The following is a 20,558-nucleotide window of genomic DNA, read 5'->3' on the forward strand; positions in this document are numbered from 1 at the left end:
GGATGGCGGGCCTCCGGTCTGTCATTCTCGGGCGCATGATCACGAAGCTCCGCGCGGCCACCGCGCAATGGACCGTCGTCGTTCCGGTGGTGTCGTTCGTCGTCCTCGCCCTGACCTGGCACAAGGACCTGCCCGGCTGGGCGGTCGGCGTGGTCGCGGTGTTCCTGATGGCCGCCGTGCTCTCCGCCGTGCACCACGCCGAGGTCATCGCCCACTGGTCCGGCGAGCCGTTCGGGTCGCTGGTCCTCGCCGTGGCGGTCACCGTGATCGAAGTCGCCCTGATCGTCACCCTGATGGCGGACGGCGGCGACAAGTCCTCCACCCTGGCGCGCGACACCGTGTTCGCCGCCGTGATGATCACCTGCAACGGCATCCTCGGCCTGTCCATCATCGTGGCCGCGATCAAGTACCGCACCGCGGTCTTCAACGCCGAGGGCACCGGGACGGCCCTGGCCTGCATCGCCACCCTCGCCACCCTCAGCCTGGTGCTGCCGACCTTCACCACCAGCTCCCCGGGCCCGCAGTTCTCGACCACCCAGCTCAGCTACGCGGCCGCCGCCTCGCTCGTCGTCTACGGCCTGTTCGTCGCCACCCAGACCCTGCGCCACCGGGACTACTTCCTGCCCGTCACCCCGGAGGGCAAGGTCCGCCGGATCGAGGACGAGGAGGACCACGCCACCCCGCCCACCCTCCGGGCCGCGGGCGTCAGCCTGCTGCTGCTCGCCGTCGCCCTGGTCTCCGTGGTGGGTCTGGCCAAGGGCGTCTCGCCGACCATCGAGTCCGCCGTCGAGGACGCCGGGCTGCCGCACGCCGTGGTCGGTGTGATCATCGCGCTGATGGTGCTGCTGCCGGAGACCATCGCGGCGCTGCGCGCGGCCGCCCGCAACCGGGTGCAGACCAGCCTCAACCTCGCGCTCGGCTCGGCGCTCGCCAGCATCGGCCTGACCATCCCGGCCGTGGCCGTCGCCTCCGCCTGGCTGGAGGGCCCGCTCGTCCTCGGGCTCGAACCCTCCCACCTGGTGCTGCTGACGCTCACCATCGTCCTCGGCACCCTCACCGTCATCCCGCGCCGGGCGACGCTGCTCCAAGGGGCGCTGCACCTGGCGCTGCTGGCGGAGTTCGTGGTGCTGGCGGTGAACCCCTGACGGCGCCGCGCCCGTAGTCACACACGGGAGCCCCTGGCCGGCCGCGATGTCGCGGGGCCAGGGGCTCAGTGGTGCCCGGGCGGCCCTGATCAGGCATACGAGCAGTGCTGATCAGGGCCGCCCAGGGCTTTCAGGTGCCTCAGGCGGTGGTGCGGCGACGGCGGGTGTAGACCACCGCGCCCGCGCCGGCGGCCAGCAGCACGGTGCCGGCGCCCGCGTAGAGCAGGGTGCCGTCGCTGCCGGTGGAGGCCAGCTTCTTGCCGTCGGCTATCGGGGTCGGCGTCGGGACGGGCAGCTTGGCGGCGTTCTCCAGCGGCTGGTCCGGGTTGGCCGGGGTGTCGGCCGGCGGGGTCGTCACCGGGACGGTGGCGGTGGGCTTGTCGTCGGTCGGCTTGGGACTCGGCGCGCCCGTGGCCGGGGTCGTCGGCTCCGGGGTGCCCGGCTCGGTCGGAGCGGGGGTGGTCGGGGCCGGGGTGGTCGGGGCCGGCGTGGTCGGGGTGGCCGCCGGGGTGGTGGGGGTCCCGGTGGGGGTGGTCGGGGTGGCCGCAGGCGTCGTCGGCGTGGCGGACGGCGTCTTGGTGGCCGACGGCGTGACGGAGGGCGTCACGGTGGCCGACGGCGTGACGGTTGGCGTCTTGGTCGGGCTCGGGGACTCGGCGCCGCAGTCGACCTTGAAGACCTTGTGCTTGGGGTTGTTGACCCTGGGGTTGGCCGGCATCTTGCCGTCGACCATCTCGACCGACCCCCAGTACAGCTTGTACATCCCGTCGGGCAGGTGGATGTCCTCGGTGCGCACGTGACCGTTCGCCAGGACCGGGATCAGGCCGACCTTGGCGACGGTCTCCTTGCCGCCGTCCTTCCGGTGGATCTCCCAGAGCACGACCTGGCCCGGGTCGAAGCCGAAGGAGTCGAGGTAGAACGAGCAGACCTTGGGCTCGTTGCGGGTGTCCTCCTCCCCGGTGCCGGCGTTGTGGATCTTCACGGTGCCGTTGTTGCCGGGGGCGCCCTTGCCACCACCGGCGGCGGCCTGCGCGAGAGGGGCGAGCAGCATCAGCGCGGCGGCGGTCGGGACGGCCACCATGGCGCGCGCGGCGGTGGAGCGGAGGTGCATGGGAGTTCCATTCGACGGGAGGGGCACAAAAGTTCCCGTAGTGGGCGGACGGACGCAAGGAGCGTTTGGCCGGATTGGGTCGTTGTGGCCGATATGTGGCGAACAGTTCGTCACTACGATCCGATCACGCGCCCGTGGGTGATTCGTGTGCGTCGTGACCACCTCAATCGCCGGAGCCCCGGGGCGCGCGGTGGCCGGTATTGACCGGTCGCGGACACTCGCCCGCGTGTCGGGGGAGCGGGCGACCGGGGCGGTTCTCTATCGTCCGTCTGGGACCGCCGAGCCCACTGGTGCAGGAGAGGCACCGGCCGGTCCGACCCGCCAGAGCCCAGCCCAGCCGACCCCGTGGGAGCGCGCGATGCCCGGTCCGCAGCAGCAGGTGACCGCCAGGACGGACCGCGGCGTCGAGGAGGCCGACGTCATCGTCGTCGGCGCCGGCCCGTCCGGCTCCGCCGCCGCCTACCACCTCGCCCGCACGGGCCTGGACGTCCTGCTGCTGGAGAAGTCCGCCTTCCCCCGCGAGAAGGTCTGCGGCGACGGACTCACCCCGCGCGCCGTCAAACAGCTCACCGACATGGGCATCGACGTCTCCGAAGAGGCCGGCTGGCTCCACAACAAGGGCCTGCGCCTGGTCGCGAGCGGACGCCGCCTCGAGTTCGACTGGCCCGAGCTGTCCGCCTACCCCGGGTACGGACTCGTGCGCCGGCGCGCCGACTTCGACGAGCTCCTCGCCCGCCGGGCCGCCGCCGCCGGCGCCCGGCTCGTCGAACGCGCCAACGTGACGGGCCCGTCGGTCGACGAGCGCACCCGCCGCATCACCGGGGTCAGTGCCAGACTGGGGGAGGGGCGCGAGCCCGTCGAGTACCGGGCCCCGATCGTCCTCGCCGCCGACGGCAACTCCACCCGCCTCTCCGTCGCGATGAACCGCCACCGCCGCACCGACCGCGCCATGGGCGTCGCCTACCGCACGTACTTCACCACCCCGCGCCACGAGGACCGTTACCTCGAAGCCTGGCTCGACCTGCGCGACCCCGACGACCGCACCCGCCGCCTCCTGCCCGGCTACGCCTGGGTGTTCGGCATGGGCGACGGCACCGCCAACGTCGGCCTCGGCGTGCTCGACACCGCCCACGTCGACCTCGACTGGCGCGACCTGCTGCGCCGCTGGTGCGAGGAACTGCCGCCCGAGTACGGCTACACCCCCGAGGCCGTCACCGAACCCATCCGCGGCTCCGCCCTCCCCATGGGCCTCAACCGCCAACCCCACTACGCGGACGGCCTGTTGCTCGTCGGCGACGCCGGCGGCACCGTCAGCCCCGGCACCGGCGAGGGCATCGCCTACGCCATGGAATCCGGCCGCTTCGCCGCCGAGAGCGTCGTCCAGGCCCTCGCCCGCCGCACCGACCGCGGCCGCGAACTCGCCCTGCGCACCTACCCGCAGGCCCTGCGCTCCGCCTACGCCGGCTACTTCGCCCTCGGCCGGCTCGCCGCCGACCTCCTCGGCCGCCCCCGCCTCCTCGGCGCCGCCGGAACCGCCGGGCTCGGTCGGCCGGCGCTGCTGAAGATCGCCTTCCGGCTGATGGTCAACCTCACCGAGCCCAACTCCAAGGACGCGCTGGACCGGCTGCTGCACCTGATCGGACGGGTCGCCCCCGGAAAGTGACGGTCAGTCACCACACCTCTCCGTCGCGCCAGTCGCAGGTCAGCTCACCGGAGAGGTCCAGCGGCGCGGCGCCCGGGAGGACGAAGATCGCCCCCGCCTCCTCGGGCGTCGGCCGCACACCCTCCGGTGTCAGCGCCGACAGCGGCCCCCGCCAGGGCCGCCAGCCCCGCCGCCGGTAGAAGCCCACGGCCTCGTCCGAGGCGCCCACCACCCCCAGCTCGTACGCCCCGCCGACCACCCGCTCCACGGCGTCCATCAGCATCGCCCCGTGCCCGCGCCCCCGTCGGTCCGCCCGCACCCCGACCGCCTCCACGTACCCCGCCCGCAACGCCCGTCCGCCGTGCAGCACCCGGCGCTGCACCACGGCTGCGTGGCCCACCAGTTGACCCTCCTCCCACAGCAACGCGTGCACGCCGCCCAGCGCGTGCTCCCAGTCCTCCGGGGTCATGTCCCCCTCGAAGACCACGTCCAGCAACTCCCGCGCCTCGTGCAGGACGGCGCGGTCCACATCCGAGGTGTGGGCCGTCATCAGCTCGATCACCCGTCGATCGTCGCACCGGGGCACGGGCGGGGCGATCCCTTTTTCCACTGGCGGACGGGCCCTATTCACTGGCGGGCGAGGGCGTGCAGAGGATAGGAAGACAGGATGAGCAGCCGCGACTTCCGGCCCGCCGTCCTCGACCTCGGCGACGCCCTCCTCCGCCCCTGGGGCCGGACCCTCGACCTGCCCGGCGGAACCGTCCCCGCCCTCGTCGCCGCCGCGGCCGACCCCGAGATCGCCCGCTGGAACCCCCTGCGCGCCACCGGCCCGGCCGAAGCCGAGGCCTACCTCGACCGCTGCGTCACCGGCTGGGCCAAGGGCAGCGCGGCCGCGTTCGCGATCACCGACGCCGTCGACGGCAGCCTCCACGGCAACGTCGCCCTGCGCTGGACCGACCAGGCCGAAGGCGTCGCCCTGATCGGCTACTGGCTCCTCCCCACCGCCCGGGGCAGAGGCCTCGCCACCCGCGCCACCGACTCCGTGACCACCTGGGGCGTCGAAACGGCCGGCCTGCGCCGCATCGAACTCTGGCACGCGGTGGGCAACACCCCCTCCTGCCGCGTCGCCGAACGCAGCGGCTACCCGTACGAGGGCACCCTCCGCGCCTCCCACCGCTACGACGGCGACACCTACGCCGACGAGCACCTGCACGCCCGCCTCGCCACCGACCCGGCCCCGAGCGCTACCGTCCGGCCATGACCGCCACCGCATCGCTCGACCGCCTGCTCCTCCTCCTCGACGACCTCGGCCCGGACATCGACGACCTCGACCCGGACGTCGACGAGTCGACGGACCTCGCCGACCAGCTGGCCGACTGCGGAGACCTCTCCCTCGTCCCCGCCCTGGAGACCGCACTCGACGACGCCATGGCCTCCGGCAACCCCTACGCCCGCGACACGCTCGCCGCCGTCCTCGCGGGCCTCGCCGGCCCCGCCGCACTGCCCGTCCTCCTGCGAGCCGGCGCCCGCGACCTCGGCGACGACCAGGACTCCCTCTCCGCCGTACTCTGCGACCTCTTCGACCAACACCCGACCGCCATCCGCGAAGCCGCCCACCCCCTCCTCACCGACCCTGACGCCCGCCTGCGCGCCGTCGCCGTCTGGACACTCGGCTTCACCAGCCACCCCGAGGACCTGAACCTCCTCGCCCACACCGCCACCGACCCCTCCGACGAAGTTCGCACCGCCACCGCCGGCACCCTCGGCTCCCTCGCCCCCCACCACCCCCACGCCGTCGACCTCCTCATCACCCTCCTCACCGACCCCCACCCCCAAGTCCGCATCGACGCCCTCTCCGCCCTCGCCTGGTCCCACCACCCCACCGCCCTCCCCGCCATCCAAACCCTCACCACCGACCCCGACCCCCGCGTCCGCCACCACGCAACCACCACCGCCACCCACCTCCGCGCATAGCCACCCCTCCCTCCCGCATCCTCCCGGGCACCCGCCGCCGCGGCACACACCCCACCGGCTTCTCGTCAGCCACCAATGCCCCCAGCCTTCGGCCCGAAGGTGCCCCCGCCGCAGCGGCTCCCTCCTCGGCGCGGCCGATGCACGCACCCACGGGGGCACCTCCCGGCCGAAGGCCGGGGGAGCCGCCCGCTCAACCGACAACATCCGAAAGACAGGACCAGCCCCCCGCCCCCACCACGAGCGAGCCCCGCGGCTACCCGATGGGCTCCTCCCCGCCCCGCCCCGCCCCGTCACCCGCCCGGCCGGGCCGCGGCTACCCGATGCCCCCTTTCGCACTCCGCCGCCCGCCCGTGCACTGCCCGGTCGGCCTGCGGCTACCCGATGACCCCTTTCGCGCTCCGCCGCCCGCCTGTGCACTGCCCGGTCGGCCTGCGGCTACCCGATGCCCCCTTTCGCGCTCCGCCGCCCGCCCGTGCACTGCCCGGTCGGCCTGCGGCTACCCGATGACCCCTTTCGCGCTCCGCCACCCGCTCGCGCTCTGCCCGGTCGGCCTGCGGCTACCCGATGACTCCTTTCGCGCTCCGCCGCCCGCCCGTGCTCTGCCCGGTCGGCCTGCGGCTACCCGATGCCCCCTTTCGCACTCCGCCGCCCGCCCGTGCACTGCCCGGTCGGCCTGCGGCTACCCGATGGGCTCCTCCGCGTCTCACCCTGCTACTTGCCCGCGCACCGCCCCGCTGGCCTGCGGCTACCCGTTGGGCTCCTCCGGGCCCCGTCCGGGCCCCCGCCCCGGCTCACGGTGGCCCAGCTGCGAAGGGCGGGGTGCGCTGGCCGCGTCTCTGACGGCTAAGACCCCCGCCCTTGCGTGCCTCGCCCGGGCCGTTGGACGAGTGCGGCCCGGACAGGCTTCTGGCGGTCGGCCGGCTGCGCAAGGCTCCCGTGTGCGTACGTTCTGGGGCCGTGCGCCTTGCGCGGATCATTGGTGGCGGCCCGGGCGCTTGCTGGCCCTTGGTGGCCGATCGGCTGAGTAGGCCCCCATTCGCGCGCGGTTTGGTGCCGCGCGCCTTGCGCGGGTTGTTGGTTGGGTGCGGCCTGGGTGCCGGCCCGTTGTCGCCAGGGTTGGTTCTTGGTGGCCGATCGGCTGAGTGGGGCCCCAATTACGCGCGGCCTGGCGCCGTGCGCCCTGCGCGGGTCGCTGGTGGCGGCCCGGGCGCTCGCTGGCCCTTGGTGGCCGATCGGCCCAGTTGGGCCCCCATTCATGCGCAGCCTGGTGCCGTGCACCTTGCGCGGGCCGCTGGTTGGGTGCGGACGGTCGCCGCCGAGGCCGGAGCTTGGTGGCTGGCCGGCTGCGTAGGGCTCCCGTTCGTGTGGCTCGGGGCCGTGCGCCCTGCGCGGGCGTCCGGGCCCTGCTGGTGGTGGGCGGTCAGGGGCCTGCGCAGGAAGTCGGTTCGGCCGACTTCCTGCGCAGCGAGGGGGTGTGTTGATGGGCGGCCATGGGTGTGGAGGGGGTGAGGCCGTATGGGGAGATGACCTCGGGGGATGCGATGCGCGCGCCGCCCCGCCGCCCGCGCTCGCTCGTGGCGGTCGTGCCCAGGGCGGAGAGGACCTCCGTCTCCGCGCACCCTGCGCGGGCCATCGGATGGGTTTGCCTCGGGCGCCGGTCGGCCGCTGCCTGAGCTCGGCTGCGCTTCGATTCCGAGTGGCGTGGGCCGTCTGCGGTGTGATGGCCACGGGACCCGTGCGGCCCGAGCCGTGCTGGTGGTGGGCGGTCAGGGGCCTGCGCAGGAAGTCGGCTCGGTCGACTTTCTGCGCAGCGAGATGACGGCTGTAGCTCGTGGCCATCGGTGCTGGGCGCTTGGGGGTGGAGTGGGAGGTGAGGGCGGATGTGGTTCGGTGTCCGCCCGGGCGTGGTCCCCTCGGTTCGTTGGGGTCGGCCGATTTCGCTGGGCGGGGTGTGGGGGTCGTGCGCCCTGCGCGGGCGTCCGAGCCGTGCTGGTGGTGGGCGGTCAGGGGCCTGCGCAGGAAGTCGGTTCGGCCGACTTCCTGTGCAGCGAGGCGGCGGCGCCTTCCGTGCGGGCCCTCCGATGGGTTCACGGAGGATCTGGGCGTCCGGAGGCTGGGCGCGGGTCGGATCCGCGAGGGTGACGAGGCGTGGGTGCCGGTGGCTGTGGGTGAATTCGGCCTGAGTCGGCCTCCCGGCCGGGGGCAGGCTCAGGCTCCGGTCAGGGGGCGGTGGCAGGCCACCGTGTGGCCGGGGGTGACCTCTCGTAGCTCCGGCTGTTCCGTGGCGCAGCGGTTGTCGGCGAGGGGGCAGCGGGTGCGGAAGCGGCAGCCGGTCGGGGGGTCGAGGGGGGAGGGTGGGTCGGTGGGGAGGAGGCCGGTGTCGGTGAGGGGGCGGCCGGGTTCGGGGACGGCGGCGAGGAGGGCGGCGGTGTAGGGGTGGGCGGGGGCGGCGAGGACGGTTTCGGTGGGGCCGCGTTCGCAGATGCGGCCGAGTTGGAGGACGGCCACGTCATCGCTGACGGCGCGGACGACGCCCAGGTCGTGGGAGATGAAGAGGCCGGCGAGGTCGCGTTCCTCGGTGAGCCGCCGCAGCAGGTTGAGGACGGTGGCCTGGGCGGAGACGTCGAGGGCGGAGACCGCCTCGTCGGCGATGAGTACCCGGGGCCGGGCGGCCAGGGCGCGGGCGATGGCGACGCGCTGGGCCTGGCCGCCGGAGAGCTGGTGCGGGCGGCGGTCGCCGAAGAGGGCGACGGGCAGGCCGACGGCCTCCAGCTGCTCCTCCACCACGGTCAGGGGGGAACCGCCCTCCAGCGGCTCGGCGACGATGTCGCGGACTCTCCGCCGGGGGTTGAGCGAGGAGACCGGGTCCTGGAACACCATCTGCAGCCGGGGCCGCAGGGCCCGCAGGTCGCGTGCCGACAGGGCGCCGAGGTCGGTGCCGTCGAAGACGACGGCGCCCGAGGTCGGCGCCGGGAGCCGTAGCAGGGCTTTGGCGACGCTGCTCTTGCCGGAGCCGGACTCGCCGACCAGGGCGAGGGTGCGCCCCCGGTGGAGGGTGAGGTCGACGCCGCTGACGGCGTGCAGCGGGCCGGAGCGGGTGCGGTGGACGACGGTGAGGCCCGTGGCCTCCAGGACGGGGGTGGTCATGCCGCGGGCTCCAGGTCCTCGGGCGCGGTGAGCGGGAAGTGGCAGTCGGCGGTGTGGCCTGCGGAGGAAGCCGGAGCGGGCGGCGCCGTGGTGGTGCACACCGCCTGCGCCCGTTCGCAGCGCGGCGCGAAGGGGCAGCCGGGGGTGGGGCGGGTGAGGTCGGGCGGGGTGCCGGGGATGGCGGGCAGGGTGCGGCGCAGCGGGCCGGTGACCCGGGGGACGGAGCGCAGCAGGGCGGCGGTGTACGGGTGCCGGGGGCGCGCGGTGACCTCCTCGGTGGGGCCGGTTTCGACGATCCGTCCGCCGTACATGACGGCGATGCGCCGGGCGCGCCCGTACAGCAGGCCGATGTCGTGGGTGATGAGGAGGGTGGCGAGGCCGCGTTCGCGCCGGTGCTGGTCGAGCAGGTCGAGGACGGTGCGCTGGACGGTGACGTCGAGGGCGGTGGTGGGCTCGTCGGCGAGCAGCAGGGCGGGTTCTCCGGCCAGGGCCGCCGCGATGCCGACGCGCTGGCGCAGGCCCCCGGAGAGTTCGTGGGGGTGGGCGCGGGCCCGGCGGGCGGGGTCGGGGACGTCGACGGCGGCGAGCAACTCGGCGGCGGTGCGCAGCCGTTCGCGGCGGGAGAGGCGGCGCCGGTTGGTGAGGGCTTCGGTGACCTGGTCGGCGATGCGGACGACGGGGTTGAGGGAGGTCATCGGGTCCTGGTGGACCATGGCGATGCCGGTGCCGAGCAGTTCGGCGCGCCGGGCGGGGGTGGCGGCGAGCAGGTCCTCGCCGGCCAGGAGGATCTGCCCGGTGGCGGCGGTCCTGGTGGTGCGGGGGCCGACGCCGAGGACGGTGCGGGCGAGGACGGACTTGCCGGAGCCGGACTCGCCGACCACGCCGAGGCATTCCCCGGCGGCGATCGAGAGGCTGATGTCGTGCAGGACGTGCAGCTGTCTGCCGTCGGGCGCGTGCAGGACGGCGCTCAGCGAGCGGACGTCGAGGACGGGCGGCGGTGCGGAGCTCATCCGCGCGCTCCCTTCGCGGTGCCGGGAGCGCCCGAACGCAGCTGCTCCCCGAGGTAGTTGAGGGCGAGGACGGTGAGGCAGAGCACCGCGGCGGGCGCCAGCGAGATCCACGGGGCGCTGCCGAGGGTGGTGCGGCCCTCGGCGATGATGCCGCCCCAGGACGGCTCGGGCGGGCGCAGTCCGAAGCCGAGGAAGCTGAGGGAGCCCTCGGCCACGATGGCGACGGTGGTGGCGGTGAAGGCGAAGGTCAGCGCGGCGGGGGCGACGTGCGGGACGATCTCGCGGCGCAGGATGCGCAGCGGGGCGGTGCCCAGCATCCGGGCGGCCTGGACGAAGCCGCGCTCGCTGAGCGAGAGCACGAGGGCGCGGACCACACGGGTGAAGTGCGGCACGGTGAACAGGCCGATCAGCGTGCCGATGACGCTCAGGCCGGGGCCGCGCAGGGAGACGGCGATCATCACCAGGATGAGGCTGGGCACGGACATCAGCAGGTCGGTGGCGAAGCCGATCGCCTTGTCCAGCGGCCCGCGGAACCAGCCGGCGGCGAGCCCGAGGGTGCCGCCGCCGAGCAGCCCGACGAGGATGGTGAGGCCCGCGACGGTGAAGGAGGCGCGGGCGCCGGCGACGGTGCGCTGCAGGACGTCGCGTCCGGCGGCGTCGGTGCCCAGCCAGTGGCCGGGGCCGGGCGCGGCGGAGGGGTGGGCGAAGTCGCCGTGCAGCGGGTCGAAGCCGGGCAGCAGCGGCAGCAGTAGCGCGGCGAGGGCGACCAGGGCCAGCCAGGCGGCGGCGGTGAGCACTCCGGCCGGGGGCCGGCGGCGCGCGGGAACGCGTACGGGAACGGCGGTGACGGGGACGACGGTCTCAGCGGTGCTCATCGGCGATCCTCGGGTCGATCGTGCGGTACAGCAGGTCCACCGCGAAGGTCGCCGCCACCACGCCGAGCGCGCTGACGACCACCACGGCCTGGACGACGGGGAAGTCCCGCCCGGCGATGGCGGCGGAGGCGAGGCTGCCGACCCCGGGCACCGCGAACAGCGACTCGACGAGCACCGAGCCGCCCAGGGAGGTCCCGATGCCGATGCCGACCAGCGTCACCAGCGGCAGGCTGGACGGCCGCAGGGCGCGGCGCAGCAGCAGCCGGGTGGTGCCCATGCCGCGGCTGCGGGCGGCGGCGATGTACGGCTGGTCGAGGGTGTCGAGCAGCTGCCCGCGCAGAGTGCGGGTGAAGACGGCGGCCTCGGTGAGGCCGAGGGTGAGGGCGGGCAGCACCAGGTGGCGCAGGTTCTCGGCCGGGTCTTCGGTGAAGGCGGTCCAGCCGGTGGCGGGCAGGAGGCGCAGCTGGACGGCGGCGATCCAGATGAGCAGCAGTCCGAGGGCGAAGCCGGGGACGGCGAGCCAGCCGAAGGTGGCGGCGGTGGCGGCCTTGTCGAAGGCGCCGCCGGGCCGCCAGGCGGAGACCAGGGCGACGGGCACGGCGAGGCAGAGCGCCACCACCTGGGCGGCGAGGAAGAGTTCGAGGGTGACGGGGATGCGGTCGCCGAGCTCGGTGGTGACGGCGGCGCCGGTGGAGAGGGAGTGGCCGAGGTCGCCGTGGAGGGCGTCGGCGATCCACTGCCAGGCGGCGGCGAACACGTTGCGGTCGAGGCCGAGCCCGGCCTCGTAGGCGGAGATCTGCTCGGGGGTGGCGGTCGGGCCGAGGGCGGCGACGGCGGGTGAGCCGGGCATCAGGTGGGGCAGGGCGAGGGCCGCGACGGTGACCAGCAGCAGGACGGCCGCGGCGCGGGCGAGCCGCCCGCCGTAGCGCAGGGCGGGGAAAACCCCGGGCGTCACCGCTTCACCCACAGGAGGGCGGGGGAGACGTTGAGGACGGTGCGCTTGGACAGGTCGGGCAGCCCCGCGACCTTGGCGCCGGCGAGGAAGCCGAGGGTGTTCTCGGTGAGGAAGACCATCGGCGCCTCGCCGACGACGCGGGCGGCGGCCCGGTTGTAGGCGGCCGAGCGCTTGGCGGGGTCGGCGGAGGAGCGGCCCTCGGTGATCGCCGCCGCGGCCTCGGTGTCGGCCCAACCGGTGAAGTTGTAGGGGGAGTTCGGCTGGTAGAGGGAGGTGAGCGCGGTGTCGGTGTCCCCGAACATGCTGGTGACGAAGTCCATCACCTGGAACTTGCGCTGGATCATCGCGGTGCCCAGGCTCGCGTTGTCCAGCGGCTTGATCGTCATCCTGATCCCGGCCTCGCCGAGCATCTGCTGGAGCACGGTGGCGCGCTGCTGGGCCTCGGGGCGGCTGTCGACGAGGTAGTCGAAGGCGAGGCCGGGGTGGCCGGCCTCGGCGAGCAGGGCGCGGGCCTCGGCCGCGTCGTGGGCCGGGTAGGCGGCGGCGGTGCGGTACGGGGAGCGGGAGCCGATCGGGCCGGCCGAGACGGAGCCCTGGTCGAGGAAGACGACCTTCTCGAGGGCCTCGCGGTCGATCGCGTACTGCACGGCGCGGCGCACCCGGGCGTCGTCGAAGGGCGCGGCCTTGGTGTTGAAGAGGGCGGTGCTGGTCGAGCCGGGCCCGGTGGCGGCGCGCAGCCCGTCGCCGGAGGCCTGCTTGAGCTGGCTGGGTGTCTCGGTCCAGATGAGGTCGGTGTCGCCGGAGCGCAGGGACTGGTAGCGGCTGTCGGAGTCGGGCAGCACGCGGTAGAGGAGCTTGTCGGCGTGGCCCTTGGTGCCCCAGTAGGAGGGGTTGCGGGTGAGGGTGACGGAGACCCCGGGCTGGACGCTCTCCACCGTGTACGGGCCGGAGCCGACGGCGGGGGAGTCGCCGGCCGGGGCCTCGGAGACGTAGCCGAGGGAGCGGGTGAAGAGGTTGGGGAAGGCGGCGTCGGGTGCCTTGAGGGTGAAGGCGACGGTGGTGGGCCCGGTGACGGCGGTGGTGGCGATGGCGGCGGCGTCGAGGGCGCAGGCGCACTTGCTCTCGGGCTTGGAGAGCCGGGCGACGTGGTCGGCGACGGCCTGGGCGTCCAGGGGCTTGCCGTCGCTGAACTTCGTGCCCCCGCGCAGTTCGAGGGTCCAGACCCTGGCCTCCGCGTCGGGGGTGAAGGACCTGGCGAGGTACGGCTGGACGGCGCCGTTGTCGCCGTTGACCATCAGCGGGTCGTACAGGGCGTTGGCGAGGACCATCATCGGCATCGAGGTCAGGACGCTGTCGGCGGGGTCGAGTTTCACGAACGGGCGGTCCAGGCCGATCTTGAGGGTGCCGCCGTCCACGGCCGGCCCGTCGTCAACCGCGCCCGCGCCGGTGGCGGTGCCGGAGACCGCGTCGTCGGAGGCGGAGCAGGCGCTGAGGGTGAGCGCGGCGGCGAGGGCCGCCGACGCCAGGAGGTGATGCCGCTTCATGGGTCCTCGTTCGGGTACGGGGGCGGCCCAGGGGGAGTGCGGCCGCCGACGTCCACACCATTTCGGAAGTGGCAGTACTGCCAAAAGGCAGTTGTGCAAATTCAGGATGACGGGACCCGGAAGAGTCGGCTCCGGCCTTGAGCGCGCACCGTCGGACGTGGTTCGGTACTGACACCGGCCGCTCACGACGGCCGGACCGACACCTCAACTCACCGAAGCTCACCGAAGCTCACCGGAACTCACCGAATCTCACCGAGGGGAACAGGAAGAACGATGCAGGGGACGGACACCGCGGCGGAGCCGGGCATGCGCGACCGCAAGAAGGCGCGCACCCGCGAGAGCATCCGCACCGCGGCGCTCGACCTCTTCGAGGAGCAGGGCTACGACCGCACCACGGTGGACCAGATCTGCCGCCGCGCCGACGTCGCCCACCGCACCTTCTTCCGCTACTACCCGGCCAAGGAGGCCCTCCTCTTCGGCTGGGACTTCGGCCAGATCGTCCTCGACGCCTTCGCCGCCGCCCCCGCCGAACTCCCCCTCTGGGCCGCGCTGGAGCACGCCCTGACGGAGACCGGCGGCCGGATGGAGGAGCCCGTCGAGCACACCGAACGCCGCCGCCGACTGCGCCGGGAGCTCGTCGACGTCCACTCCGTGCGCAACTACGCCCTGGTCGTCGTCGACGCCTTCAACGAGCGCACCACGGCCATCGCCGCCGAACGGCTCGGCGCCGACCCCGCCACCGACCTGCGCCCGACGGCGTTCGGCGCGCTGTTCGGCGGTATCGTGCGCCGCCACATCCTGGCCGCCGGCGCGGACGGCCGGCCGCTGGCCGACTGGGTCGCCGCGTACCGGGACGTGCTCGCCACGACCGGCTGACGCCGGCTCCCTCCCTCACCGCCACCGGACGCGCCGCGGGCCGCCCGGACGGCACCGCACGCCCTCGTACCGCTGTACCTCTCGCACTGCTCGCACCTCGCGCACCTCCCTAACCACTCGCACCTCGCGCACCACTCGCACCTCCCGAAAGGCCCCCGCATGTCCCTGGTCAACTTCCGCGACCCCGCCGTGCTCGCCGACCCCACCGGCGGCTCGATCCGCCCCGGCGTCCTGCTGCGCTCCGCCCAGCCCTTCCCCGCCGCCGACGAGGCCGTCGTCGCCCAGCTGCGCGAGCACGGCGTCACCACCATCGTCGACCTGCGCGGCGAGGCCGAGTGCCGCGCCGAGGACTGGGCCGCCGCCGAGGCCGCCGGTATCGAGGTCCTGGCCTGCCGGATCGAGCCGTCCAGCGACGAACTGGCCGCCGCCATGCGCACCATGACCACCGCCGAGGACCTCGGCGCCTTCTACCTGCTGATGGCCCAGTCCGCGCCCGAGGGGCTCGCCGCCGCCGTCGAGGCCGTGGTCCGCCCGGGCGGGGTGCTGGTGCACTGCGCGGCGGGCAAGGACCGTACGGGGCTGCTCGTCGCGCTGCTGCTGGAGCTCGTGGGGGTGTCGGCCGAGGAGATCGTCGCCGACTACGCCCGGACCAACGAGGCGATCCGGGAGATCTGGGCCGGGCTGGCCGACCGCAACCGGGCCGCCCTCAACGAGGTGGAGGCGGGCCGGCTCGTCGTCCCGGCCCCGCTGCTGGAGGCGCCCGCCGGGGCGATGAGTGCCTTCCTGGAGCTGGTCCGCGCCGAGCACGGCGGCGCCGCGGGCTTCCTGGCCGCCTGCGGGGTCCCCGGCGCCACCCTGGACGCCTTCCGCGCCAAGGCCCTGATGGACACCACCGCCGGGGTGACGGCATGACGAAGAAGCTGCTGCGCGAACTGCTGCACACCGACGGCACCCCGTTCCGCGACCTCAACCACAACGGCACCATGGAGCCCTACGAGGACCCGCGGCTGCCCGTCGAGGAGCGCGTCGAGGACCTGCTCGGCCGGATGACCGTCGAGGAGAAGGCCGCGCTGATGCTGCACGGCCGGATGCTCCCCGGCGACCACCTGCCCTTCCCCTCCGGTTCGAACCTGATCACCGAACGTGGCCTCACCCACTTCGCCTTGATGGCCGTCCCCGATCCCCGCGCGATGGCCGAGTGGAACAACCACGTCCAGGACCTCGCCGCGGCCGGCCGCCTCGGCATCCCCGTCACCCTCTCCTCCGACCCCCGGCACGGCTTCAACGCCAACCCGGCCACCGCCCACATCGGCGGCGGCTTCTCCACCGGCCCCGAACCGATCGGCCTGGCCGCCACCGACGACACCGACCTGGTGCGCCGCTACGCCGACCTGATGCGCCGCGAGCTGTGCGCGGTCGGCATCCGCGTCGCCATCCACCCGATGGCCGACCTCGCCACCGAGCCGCGCTGGGCCCGGATCAGCGGCACCTTCGGCGAGGACCCCGACCGCGCCTCGCGCATGATCACCGCCTACATCGAGGGCCTCCAGGGCCCCGACCTCGGCGCGGACAGCGTCTTCTGCATGACCAAGCACTTCCCCGGCGGCGGCCCCCAACTCGACGGCGAGGACTCGCACTTCGCCGCCGGACGCAGCCTCAGCTACCCCGGCGGGGCCCTGGAGACCCACCTGCGCCCCTTCGAGGCGGCCTTCGCCGCGGGCACCGCGCAGATCATGCCCGCCTACGCGATCCCCTCCGGCGCGGGCCTGGCCGAGGTCGGCGCCAACTTCAACCGGGACGTCATCACCGGCCTGCTGCGCGAGCGCTACGGCTTCGACGGCGTGGTCTGCACCGACTTCAACGCCATCACCGGCATGGGCGTCCCCGGCCTGGTCGAACTGCCGCCGCGCAACTGGGGCGTGGAGGAACTGTCGGTGGCCGAGCAGGTCGTCCTCACCCTGGACGCGGGCGCCGACCAGCTCGGCGGCGAGACCGACCCGGAGCTGATCCTCGCCGCCGTCCGCTCCGGCGCCGTCACCGAGGCCCGCCTCGACGAGTCCGTCCGGCGCATCCTGCGCGACAAGTTCCGCCTGGGCCTCTTCGACGACCCGTACGTGGACCCGGAGGCGGCCGCCGCCCTGGTCGGTGCCCCCGAGGGCCGGGCGCTCGGCCGCGAGGTCCAGCGCCGCTCGCTGGTCCACCTGGCCGGGGAGCCGCGCGGCGCCGTCCGGCTGTACGTGGAGGGCGTGGACGCGGACGTGGCCGCCGGGTACGCCACCCTCGTGGACGACCCGGCGGGGGCCGACCTGGCGGTGGTGCGGCTCGAGACCCCGTACGAGCGGCGCGAGGGGCTGCTGGAGCAGCACTTCCACAGCGGCTCACTGGAGTTCGAGCCGGCCGAGGTCGAGCGCCTCACCGCCCTGGCGGCCGCCGTCCCGACGGTCTTCGTCGCCCAGCTGGAGCGGCCCGCGGTGCTCACCCCGCTGGCGCCCCACGCGGCCCTGCTGATCGGGGAGTTCGGCGCCGCGGACGAGGTGGTGCTGGACGCCGCGCTCGGCCGCGCGCCGATGACCGGCAGCCTGCCGTTCGACCTGCCCTCCTCCGACGCGGCCGTGGCGGCCTCCCGCGAGGACGTGCCCTTCGACACGGCGGCCCCGCTCTTCCGCTTCGGCCACCGCGCCGGCTGAGGCGGCGGGCCCCGGAGCTCCGGTGTGGTCGGACGCGGCCGGATTGTCAAGATCGCACCGGAGCGACCCCGTTCGGCAGTAGCCTCGGCAACGACGGTGTGGGTACGGCGAATTGGGGGCGAGGATGGTCGAAGGGGAGTCGGCGGTCGAGGGCGGCGGGACCGTCTCCGAGCTGCACGAACGCGAGGCCGAGATCCGGTCCGCGCAGCGGGCGGTGGAGGCGTTGACCGGACCAGCCGGCACCGGGCTGAGCGGCACCGGGCCCGCCGGTATCGGGCCCGCCGGTACCGGGCTCGGCGAGCTGCTGGTGTACACCGGCGCGGCCGGGCTGGGCAAGACCGCGGTGCTCACCGAGGTGCGCCGCCGGGCCCGACGCGCCGGCTGCACCGTACTGTTCGCCCGCGGCGGGGAGCGCCAGCGCCACGAGCCGTTCCGCGTGGTGCGCGAGCTGGTGCGCCCGGTGCTGGCCGCCCTCTCCGAGGAGGAACGGGCGCAGGTGTTCGGCCCCTGGGAGGGCGTCGTCGGCCCGGCCGTGGGCCTGCTGCCGCCCGGCGGACAGCTCGACCCGCAGGGGGTCCGCGACGGGCTCGACTTCGTCCTCACCCGCCTCGTGCAGCTGCGCCCGCCCGTGGCCGTGATCGTCGACGACCTGCACTGGGCCGACGCCGAGTCCCTCGGCTGGCTCGCGGGCTTCGCCCTGCGCGCCCGGGAACTGCCCGCCCTGCTGGCGCTCGCCTGCCGCGACGAGTTCCCCGACGAGGCGCTCGCCCTGCAGCACGGCCTGCTGGCCAAGGCCGACCGGCGCCACGAACTGCGCCCGCTGCGGCCCGCCTCCGTCGCCCACCTGGTCCGCGCCGCCCTGGGCGCGCAGGCCGAGGACGCCTTCTGCCGCCACGTCTGGGCCGTCACCGCCGGGAACCCGTACGAGACCACCGCCCTGCTGCGCGAGGTGGCAGACCAGCGGCTCGACCCGGTCGAGGAGAGCAACGGTCAGCTGCGCGAACTCGCCGCCGGGGCCCGGGGGATGACCCTGCGACACTGGCTGGAGAAGATCGGCCCGAGCGCCCTGCGCTTCGCCTGGGCCGCGTCCATGCTGGGCACCGACATCCGCGCGGACCTCGCCGCCGTCATCTGCGCGCAGGGCCCGGACAGCGCCGCCGAGTCCGTCCGGCAGCTGCGTCGCCACGGCGTCCTGGTCGGCGCGCCGGGAGGGCGGCTGGAGTTCGCCCACCCGCTGGTCGCCACCTCCGTCTACCAGTCGATGCCGCCCGCCGCCCGCACCGGCATGCACGGGGTCGCCGCCATCGCCACCGAGAACGCGGGCCTGGGCCTGCTGACCGCCTCCCGGCACCTGCTGGAGACCCTGCCCGAGGGGGACGGCGCCGTCGTCGGCAAGCTGCGCCGCGCCGCCCGCGAACACCTGGCCATAGGAGCGCCCGAGGCCGCCCAGCGCTGCCTGCACCGCGCCATCAGCGAACCGCCCGCCGACGAGGACCGGGCCGCCGTGCTCTACGAACTCGGCTGCTCGGCCCTGCTCACCGACCCGGCGACGACCGTCAACCAGCTGCGCCTGGCGCTCGCCGACCCGTACGGGCTCGGCCCCGAGCTGCGGGTCGACGCGATCTTCCGGCTCGCCCAGGCCCTCGCCCACGGCAACCGCGTCGGCGAGGCGTCCGCGGTCTGCGAGCGGGAGGCGGCCCGCACCCCTCCCGGCCCCGGGCGGCTGCGGCTGGAGGTCGCGCACTTCATGTTCGCCGCCTTCCGCTCCGAGGACCCGGACGGGCCGGGGCGCTCCCGGCGGCTGGAGGAGTTCGACGCGATGCTGCGCACGGTCGGCCTGGCCTTCAGCGATGCCGCTGCCGATGCCGCTGCCGCTGCCGCTGTCAATGCCGATGCCAATGCCGATGCCGCCGCCGATGCCTCCTGTGCGGACGACGGGCCGGCTCCGCCGGAGGCGGTGTTCGAACGCGACGGCCTGGCCCACGCCGTGGCCGTCCTGCGCTGCTGGGACCTCACCCTGCGCGGCGCCCATCGCGACGAGGCCATCGCCTTCGCCGAGTCCGCCCTGCCCGGCGGCCGCCTGCCGGAGAGCCTCGGCTGGACCAACACCACCTGGGGCTTCGAGCTGCCCGGCATCCTCGGCGTCTCCTACCTCTACGCCGACCGCGTCGACCGCGCCGAGGAGCTGTTCACCGAGGCGGTGCGCGCGTACGAGGTCGCCGGGTGGAGCGGCGGCCACCTCGGCTTCGCCCACCTGCTGACGGGCCTGCTCCGGTTCCGCTGCGGCGCCCTGGTCGAGGCCGAGGACCACCTGCGCCGGGCCCTGCGCCTCGCCGAGCGGATCGGCCCGGGCGTCCCCCTGTACTGGGACGCGGTCGGCGCGCTCGCCGAGACCCTGGCGGCGCGCGGCCGCCTCCCCGAAGCCCTGGACCTGGCCCACCGCCACGCCTTCGCCCCGCCCTACCCGACGGTGATGGTCCTGCCCGACGCCCCGACCCTGTACGGCCGCCTCCTGCTCGCCCGCGGCGACGCGCCTGCCGCGGCCGCGACCCTGACCGCCGCCGGCGCGGCCCTGGACGCGCGCGGCTGGCGCAACACCGTCTGGGCCCCCTGGCTCGGCCACCTGGCCCGCGCCGTCGCCGCCGAGGAGCCGCAGCGCGCCCGCGAGCTCGCCGAGGAGTCCGTCCGCCGCGCCCGGGAGTCGGGCACGGACTCGGCGATCGGCAGCGCCCTGCGGCTCGCCGCGGCCGTCCACGAGGGGCCGGGGGCGGCCGAGTTGCTCGCGGAAGCCGTCCAGCACCTGGAGCGCTCACCCGCCCGCTACGAGCACGCGCTGGCCCTGGTGGACCTGGGCGAGGCCCTGGGCGACGCGGCCGCCCTGGCGCGGGGGCGGGAGCTGGCCGCCCGCTGCGGCGCCGACGCCCTGGCCGCCCGGGCGGAGGCGCTGGGCGGCCATTGACGGCGTGCGCCTGCCTCGGCCTCGACCAGCCGCTCGCCGCCCGCCTCACCGAGGCCGCCGACACCGGCCGCGCCGCGTTGAACCCGGGCCGGCCCCTTGCCACGATCGGACCGTCCGATTCCGGCCCCCGAGACACCCGGAGCACTCCATGAGGATCAACCTGGCCAGCGTCTTCGTCGACGACCAGGACAAGGCCCTGGCCTTCTACACCGAGAAGCTCGGCTTCCTGAAGAAGACCGAGATCCCCCTCGGCGGCCCCTACCGCTGGCTCACCGTCGTCTCCCCCGACCAGCCCGACGGCACCGAACTCGTCCTCGAACCCAACGTCCACCGCGCCGTCAAGCCCTACCAGACCGCCCTCGTCGAGGACGGCATCCCCGCCACCTCCTTCGCCGTCGACGACATCCACGCCGAATACACCCGCCTCCGCGCCCTCGGCGTCCACTTCACCCAGGACCCGGTCGCCCACGGCCCGGTCACCACCGCCATCCTCGACGACACCTGCGGCAACCTCATCCAGATCGCCCAGCAGCACACGTCCTAGAGATCGTCTTCAAAGATCAGATCCAGAGCAGGATCGAGGCGATGGTGACGGCGGCCTGGTAGGACTCGCGGGTCTTGTCATAGCGGGTG

The 20,558-nt window shown here is 74.6% G+C and carries 16 protein-coding genes; 9 read left to right on the top strand and 7 right to left on the bottom strand.

What is annotated here, in order from left to right; translation table 11 throughout:
- Nucleotides 1-35: 35 nt before the first annotated feature.
- Nucleotides 36-1,145, top strand: coding sequence for a calcium:proton antiporter (locus tag ACIBCA_RS27610; RefSeq protein ID WP_396285711.1), 1,110 nt, complete (start codon nucleotides 36-38; stop codon nucleotides 1,143-1,145).
- A 139-nt stretch (nucleotides 1,146-1,284) separates the two neighbouring features.
- On the opposite strand, the gene ACIBCA_RS27615 is transcribed toward ACIBCA_RS27610, so the two are convergent.
- Nucleotides 1,285-2,256: an LPXTG cell wall anchor domain-containing protein gene (locus ACIBCA_RS27615; protein ID WP_396285712.1), complete on the bottom strand. Its 972-nt coding sequence runs from the start codon at nucleotides 2,254-2,256 to the stop codon at nucleotides 1,285-1,287.
- A gap of 358 nt (nucleotides 2,257-2,614) precedes the next feature.
- Here ACIBCA_RS27615 and ACIBCA_RS27620 point away from each other — a divergent pair, with 358 nt between their 5' ends.
- Nucleotides 2,615-3,919: a geranylgeranyl reductase family protein gene (locus ACIBCA_RS27620; protein ID WP_396285713.1), complete on the top strand. Its 1,305-nt coding sequence runs from the start codon at nucleotides 2,615-2,617 to the stop codon at nucleotides 3,917-3,919.
- A gap of 7 nt (nucleotides 3,920-3,926) precedes the next feature.
- On the opposite strand, the gene ACIBCA_RS27625 is transcribed toward ACIBCA_RS27620, so the two are convergent.
- Entirely contained in the window at nucleotides 3,927-4,448 is a 522-nt protein-coding gene (locus ACIBCA_RS27625; protein WP_396285731.1) for a GNAT family N-acetyltransferase, read from the bottom strand.
- A 117-nt stretch (nucleotides 4,449-4,565) separates the two neighbouring features.
- Between ACIBCA_RS27625 and ACIBCA_RS27630 the strand changes: the two genes are divergently transcribed.
- Together ACIBCA_RS27630 and ACIBCA_RS27635 are read left to right on the top strand one after the other, a co-directional pair.
- A complete protein-coding gene (locus ACIBCA_RS27630; protein ID WP_396285714.1) occupies nucleotides 4,566-5,159 on the top strand; it encodes a GNAT family N-acetyltransferase in 594 nt (197 codons plus the stop codon).
- The gene (locus tag ACIBCA_RS27635; protein ID WP_396285715.1) at nucleotides 5,156-5,872 is read left to right on the top strand and encodes a HEAT repeat domain-containing protein; all 717 of its coding nucleotides are present in this window, start codon (nucleotides 5,156-5,158) and stop codon (nucleotides 5,870-5,872) included. The genes ACIBCA_RS27630 and ACIBCA_RS27635 overlap by 4 nt, the downstream gene beginning before the upstream one ends.
- Before the next feature lie 2,208 nt (nucleotides 5,873-8,080).
- Here ACIBCA_RS27635 and ACIBCA_RS27640 read toward each other — a convergent pair.
- Genes ACIBCA_RS27640 through ACIBCA_RS27660 form a run of 5 tightly spaced genes read right to left on the bottom strand, consistent with a single transcriptional unit; the run spans nucleotide 8,081 to nucleotide 13,403 of the window.
- A complete protein-coding gene (locus ACIBCA_RS27640) occupies nucleotides 8,081-9,019 on the bottom strand; it encodes an ABC transporter ATP-binding protein (RefSeq protein WP_396285716.1) in 939 nt (312 codons plus the stop codon).
- Nucleotides 9,016-10,029 (bottom strand): ABC transporter ATP-binding protein, encoded by a 1,014-nt coding sequence (locus tag ACIBCA_RS27645; RefSeq protein WP_396285717.1) that lies wholly within the window; start codon nucleotides 10,027-10,029, stop codon nucleotides 9,016-9,018. The genes ACIBCA_RS27640 and ACIBCA_RS27645 overlap by 4 nt, the downstream gene beginning before the upstream one ends.
- Nucleotides 10,026-10,904 carry an ABC transporter permease gene (locus ACIBCA_RS27650; RefSeq protein ID WP_396285718.1) on the bottom strand — a complete coding sequence of 293 codons (879 nt, stop codon included), beginning with the start codon at nucleotides 10,902-10,904 and terminating at the stop codon, nucleotides 10,026-10,028. Before ACIBCA_RS27650 ends, ACIBCA_RS27645 begins: the two co-directional genes overlap by 4 nt.
- Nucleotides 10,891-11,859: an ABC transporter permease gene (locus ACIBCA_RS27655; protein ID WP_396285719.1), complete on the bottom strand. Its 969-nt coding sequence runs from the start codon at nucleotides 11,857-11,859 to the stop codon at nucleotides 10,891-10,893. Before ACIBCA_RS27655 ends, ACIBCA_RS27650 begins: the two co-directional genes overlap by 14 nt.
- Nucleotides 11,856-13,403: an ABC transporter substrate-binding protein gene (locus ACIBCA_RS27660; protein WP_396285720.1), complete on the bottom strand. Its 1,548-nt coding sequence runs from the start codon at nucleotides 13,401-13,403 to the stop codon at nucleotides 11,856-11,858. The genes ACIBCA_RS27655 and ACIBCA_RS27660 overlap by 4 nt, the downstream gene beginning before the upstream one ends.
- A gap of 273 nt (nucleotides 13,404-13,676) precedes the next feature.
- On the opposite strand from ACIBCA_RS27660, the gene ACIBCA_RS27665 reads away from it, so the two are divergent.
- The 5 genes from ACIBCA_RS27665 to ACIBCA_RS27685 all read left to right on the top strand — a co-directional run bounded on the left by ACIBCA_RS27665 (nucleotide 13,677) and on the right by ACIBCA_RS27685 (nucleotide 20,469).
- On the top strand, nucleotides 13,677-14,279 hold the full coding sequence (locus ACIBCA_RS27665; protein ID WP_396285721.1) for a TetR family transcriptional regulator: 603 nt from the start codon (nucleotides 13,677-13,679) through the stop codon (nucleotides 14,277-14,279).
- Between the two features lie 159 nt (nucleotides 14,280-14,438).
- Nucleotides 14,439-15,191 carry a tyrosine-protein phosphatase gene (locus ACIBCA_RS27670; RefSeq protein WP_396285722.1) on the top strand — a complete coding sequence of 251 codons (753 nt, stop codon included), beginning with the start codon at nucleotides 14,439-14,441 and terminating at the stop codon, nucleotides 15,189-15,191.
- Nucleotides 15,188-16,966, top strand: coding sequence for a glycoside hydrolase family 3 protein (locus ACIBCA_RS27675; RefSeq protein WP_396285723.1), 1,779 nt, complete (start codon nucleotides 15,188-15,190; stop codon nucleotides 16,964-16,966). Before ACIBCA_RS27670 ends, ACIBCA_RS27675 begins: the two co-directional genes overlap by 4 nt.
- Nucleotides 16,967-17,090: 124 nt before the next feature.
- Nucleotides 17,091-19,925 (top strand): ATP-binding protein, encoded by a 2,835-nt coding sequence (locus ACIBCA_RS27680; RefSeq protein WP_396285724.1) that lies wholly within the window; start codon nucleotides 17,091-17,093, stop codon nucleotides 19,923-19,925.
- 148 nt (nucleotides 19,926-20,073) lie between these two features.
- Nucleotides 20,074-20,469, top strand: coding sequence for a VOC family protein (locus tag ACIBCA_RS27685; protein WP_396285725.1), 396 nt, complete (start codon nucleotides 20,074-20,076; stop codon nucleotides 20,467-20,469).
- Nucleotides 20,470-20,558: the final 89 nt, after the last annotated feature.

This window comes from Kitasatospora sp. NPDC051170 (assembly GCF_044455705.1).
Lineage (GTDB): Bacteria > Actinomycetota > Actinomycetes > Streptomycetales > Streptomycetaceae > Kitasatospora.

Coding starts and splice junctions, on each gene's coding strand:
- ACIBCA_RS27610 (WP_396285711.1), top strand. CDS start 36: ATGATCACGAAGCTCCGCGCGGCCACCGCGCAATGGACCGTCGTCGTT.
- ACIBCA_RS27615 (WP_396285712.1), bottom strand. CDS start 2,256: ATGCACCTCCGCTCCACCGCCGCGCGCGCCATGGTGGCCGTCCCGACC.
- ACIBCA_RS27620 (WP_396285713.1), top strand. CDS start 2,615: ATGCCCGGTCCGCAGCAGCAGGTGACCGCCAGGACGGACCGCGGCGTC.
- ACIBCA_RS27625 (WP_396285731.1), bottom strand. CDS start 4,448: ATGACGGCCCACACCTCGGATGTGGACCGCGCCGTCCTGCACGAGGCG.
- ACIBCA_RS27630 (WP_396285714.1), top strand. CDS start 4,566: ATGAGCAGCCGCGACTTCCGGCCCGCCGTCCTCGACCTCGGCGACGCC.
- ACIBCA_RS27635 (WP_396285715.1), top strand. CDS start 5,156: ATGACCGCCACCGCATCGCTCGACCGCCTGCTCCTCCTCCTCGACGAC.
- ACIBCA_RS27640 (WP_396285716.1), bottom strand. CDS start 9,019: ATGACCACCCCCGTCCTGGAGGCCACGGGCCTCACCGTCGTCCACCGC.
- ACIBCA_RS27645 (WP_396285717.1), bottom strand. CDS start 10,029: ATGAGCTCCGCACCGCCGCCCGTCCTCGACGTCCGCTCGCTGAGCGCC.
- ACIBCA_RS27650 (WP_396285718.1), bottom strand. CDS start 10,904: ATGAGCACCGCTGAGACCGTCGTCCCCGTCACCGCCGTTCCCGTACGC.
- ACIBCA_RS27660 (WP_396285720.1), bottom strand. CDS start 13,403: ATGAAGCGGCATCACCTCCTGGCGTCGGCGGCCCTCGCCGCCGCGCTC.
- ACIBCA_RS27665 (WP_396285721.1), top strand. CDS start 13,677: ATGCAGGGGACGGACACCGCGGCGGAGCCGGGCATGCGCGACCGCAAG.
- ACIBCA_RS27670 (WP_396285722.1), top strand. CDS start 14,439: ATGTCCCTGGTCAACTTCCGCGACCCCGCCGTGCTCGCCGACCCCACC.
- ACIBCA_RS27675 (WP_396285723.1), top strand. CDS start 15,188: ATGACGAAGAAGCTGCTGCGCGAACTGCTGCACACCGACGGCACCCCG.
- ACIBCA_RS27680 (WP_396285724.1), top strand. CDS start 17,091: ATGGTCGAAGGGGAGTCGGCGGTCGAGGGCGGCGGGACCGTCTCCGAG.
- ACIBCA_RS27685 (WP_396285725.1), top strand. CDS start 20,074: ATGAGGATCAACCTGGCCAGCGTCTTCGTCGACGACCAGGACAAGGCC.